This window comes from Micromonospora sp. M51, assembly GCF_018070305.1.
GTDB lineage: Bacteria > Actinomycetota > Actinomycetes > Mycobacteriales > Micromonosporaceae > Micromonospora > Micromonospora parva.
Window position 1 is genome coordinate 1 of sequence record NZ_JAGPXZ010000694.1, and the last position, 3,237, is coordinate 3,237.

At 70.3% G+C, this 3,237-nt stretch carries 1 protein-coding gene and 2 pseudogenes; 2 read left to right on the forward strand and 1 reads right to left on the reverse strand.

Features of this window, described 5'->3' with window-relative positions:
* Positions 1-607 (forward strand): annotated as a pseudogene (locus KBX53_RS27225) (transcriptional regulator); the annotation flags it as partial.
* On the opposite strand, the gene KBX53_RS27230 reads toward KBX53_RS27225, so the two are convergent.
* Positions 608-2,491, reverse strand: a complete 1,884-nt coding sequence (locus tag KBX53_RS27230) for a Xaa-Pro dipeptidyl-peptidase (RefSeq protein ID WP_210862391.1) — start codon at positions 2,489-2,491, stop codon at positions 608-610.
* Between the two features lie 327 nt (positions 2,492-2,818).
* On the opposite strand from KBX53_RS27230, the pseudogene KBX53_RS27235 reads away from it, so the two are divergent.
* Positions 2,819-3,237 (forward strand): annotated as a pseudogene (locus KBX53_RS27235) (hypothetical protein); the annotation flags it as partial.

The following is a 3,237-nucleotide window of genomic DNA, read 5'->3' on the forward strand; positions in this document are numbered from 1 at the left end:
GCGTCCCAGGGCGCCGCGCCGCAAGCGGTCCGAGCACGTACCGGCGCGGGTGTACGAACTGCTCGCCCACCTTCAGATCCCCGCGTTCGTGGAAGGACGCGCCTTCGACGTCCTGGCCTCCAACCCGATGGCCGTGGCGCTCTCCCCGCGCCTGCGGCCCGGTCAGAACCGGCTGCGCTCGCTCCTGCTCGATCCGGAGGAACGAGCCTTCCACCAGGACTGGACGAAGGCCACCGCCGACTTCATCGCCACCCTGCGCACCACCATCGGCGACGACATCGACAACCCCCGGTTCGTCGAGCTGGTGGGCGAACTCGCGCTGTCCAGTCAGCGGTTCCGGACCCTGTGGGCCCGCCACGACGTCCGCAGCCTCGACGGGGGCACGACCACCGTCCACCATCCCGTCGTCGGTGAACTGCGCCTCCACCGGGACAAACTCCCCATCGGTGACGTCATCCTCGTCGTCTACTACCCCGACAAGGACAGCGACAGCGACGAGAAACTGCGGCTGCTCGCCGCGCTCGCACACACCGAGACCGCCGACGACCACACCCGGGTGGGGCGGCCCGACGCGTCGTCGAACCGCCCCACCCGTTCCCGGAGCTGATCAGAAACCGAGGACGGCCCGCCCGCCGACCACCGGCAGTCGCAGCTCGCTGTCTTTCGGCGCGACCCGCAGCTCGGTGCCGCCCAGCGGCAGCAGGGTGTACTCCTGGTCGCTGGAGAAAACCACCACGCCGATGCGGTGGCCCGCCGGGAAGACGTAGTCCTTCGGCTCCATGGTCCACCGGTAGTCGTACAGCTTGCCCTGCTTGACCGGCTCGGTGCGGGCGGCGCTCTTGCGGTTCTGCGGGTCCATCCAGCCTCGCGTCACCACTGTCGGTGCTGCGGTCGACCCGGCCGGCCCGTAGTCGACCAGGTACGCGGTGAGGTTCGCGTCCGGCTTGTTGTCGATCGCCATCCGCAGCCGCATCTCCGGACGCCCCGAGATGCGCACGCTCTGCGTCAGCTCCGGGGAACGGTAGGCGAGCCGGTTGGCGCTCGCGGTGTCCGGATTGGACACCAGAGTGTCCGGGTGGATGGTCCGGCCCTCGTCGACGAAGCTCTGCTCGACAGTGGCCTTGGGCGGCTTGCCGGTGGTGAGGGTGCCCGGCGCGGTGGCGTCGGTGGCGGCGAAGCGCAGCCCGACCTCCCGCGCGGCCGGGTCGGGCCAGTTGGCGTACGTGGTGTAGGCGCGATCCTCGCGCTGGAGCACCGCCGTCGGCTCGTCCATGATGCCGTTGCGTACGTTCCACAACCAGAAGTCGAACCAGCGGTTCTCGGTCTGCTTGTACGTCCACGTCTGGCCGCTCGGCAGGGTCACCGAGGCGCTGCTGCCCGGGCCGCCGTGCCCGCCCTGGTGCAGCCAGATCTTGCGCGGCACGTGGCGCTTGGCGAGCTCGTCCCACCAGCCGGCGAAGTGTTCGGTCTTCACGTTCCAGTCGTTGAGGCCGTGCACCACGAAGACGCTGGCCTCGACGTCGCGGGCGTCGAGGTAGTCGCGGTCGCGCCAGAACGTGGAGTAGTCGCCGGTGATCCGGTCCTGCTCCTCGGTGATCTTCGCGAGCTCGTCGGCGCACTGCCCCTCGGCGCGGGCCTGTCCGGCGGTGTACTGGGCCAGGATGTCGAGGTCCTCGCCCTGGAACGTGCCGGGTGCGACGACGAGGCCGTTGGCCCGGTAGTAGTCGTACCAGCTGCTGATCGCGGAGACCGGCACGATGGTCTTGAGCCCCTTGACGCCCGTGGTGGCGACCTGGTTGGGCAGCGTCCCGTTGTAGGAGACCCCGGTCATGCCGACCGCGCCGGTGGTCCAGCCGGCGGTGACCGGGGCGCCGTTGGCGTCGTACCCCTTCGCCCGGCCGTTGAGCCAGTCGATGACGGCCTTGGTGCCCAGCGTCTCGGCCTGGTCGCCGCTGGTCGGGCAGCCGTCCGAGTCGCCGGTGCCGACGCTCTGGCCGAGCACCACCGCGTACCCGCGGGGCACGTAGTAGTCATCCAGCGAGCCGGGCAGGTTGGCCTTGGCCTGGGCCCGCTGCGTGCCCACGTCGAGCGCCCGGCGGCCGGAGCGGTCGGTCAGACCGTTCTGCGGCAGGTCGTCGACCAGCACGCTCGGGTACGGCACGTCACCCCAGGTGCCCTTGCGGTAGGGGCTGTGCTCGAAGATGACCGGCACCTTGAAGCCCTGGGTGGCGGTTTCCCGGGGACGGGAGATGTCGATGGCCACCCGGTCGAGTCGGCCGTCGTGGTCGGTGTCCACCGGGGTCTGGACGAACACGCGTTCCTCGATCGCGTCGGCGAGCGAGAACACGGGTTGGGTCATGCCGTCGCTGACCACGATGCCGGTGGGCGTGGTGGGCGGGGGCGGGGCGGCAGCCGCTGGTGGGGCTGCGCTGAGCACCAGCGCGCCGGACACGCCGACGCTCAGGAGTGCCAGATGACGGGGTCGACGCATGCGCGTCTCCCTTCGGTTGGGCTGGTTGCCGGGGTGGGCGGGAGCCGATCTCGAAGATCCATTCGTCGCCATGCTAGGTCCGGTCCGGCGTCGCGTCGATCCCTTCGACCGGGTACGCACCTGTCGTCCACGCCGTCGCCGCCGGTCCGGCGGGCCGCAATCGAAACGACATCGAACTGAGCCCGTCGGCGATACAACGGCGAAATCCGCAGCGCGTGGGCCGGAAAACCCCTCGTCAAGGGGTGCCCGCCTGGTCGTCTCCGTGCATATGATCTTGCAGGAAGTCGCCCGAAGAGGCGCTTTCGTCCACATAAGACGAGGAGCACCATGCTCAGGAAAACGCGGTGGCTGTTGGCCATCGCCGTCACGGCCACCACGCTGACCGCCCTACCGGGCGGCGCGGCCACGGCCGGACCCCGCCACATCGGTCAGACCGGCGCACCCGCAGCCACGGCCGATCCGAAGACGCACACCGTCACCCTGCTGACCGGGGACGTGGTGACCGTACGGGACACCGGACCGGGCTGCCCGCACGCCACGGTCCGGCCGGCCGACGAGAACGCGGTGATCCGCCAGACCTGTGGCCCCGACGGCCACCTGCACGTCATCCCCGCCCGCGTCGCGTCCCAGATCGGCTCGGTCCTCGACCCCGACCTCTTCGACGTCACCGCGCTGATCGCCGACGGGTACGACGACGAGAACACCCTCGAGTTGCCGCTCATCGTGCAGCCCGCCACGGCGTCGGC

Bases quoted from the DNA above. Each gene is read 5' to 3' on its own strand.
- KBX53_RS27230 (WP_210862391.1), bottom strand. From the start codon at position 2,491: ATGCGTCGACCCCGTCATCTGGCACTCCTGAGCGTCGGCGTGTCCGGC.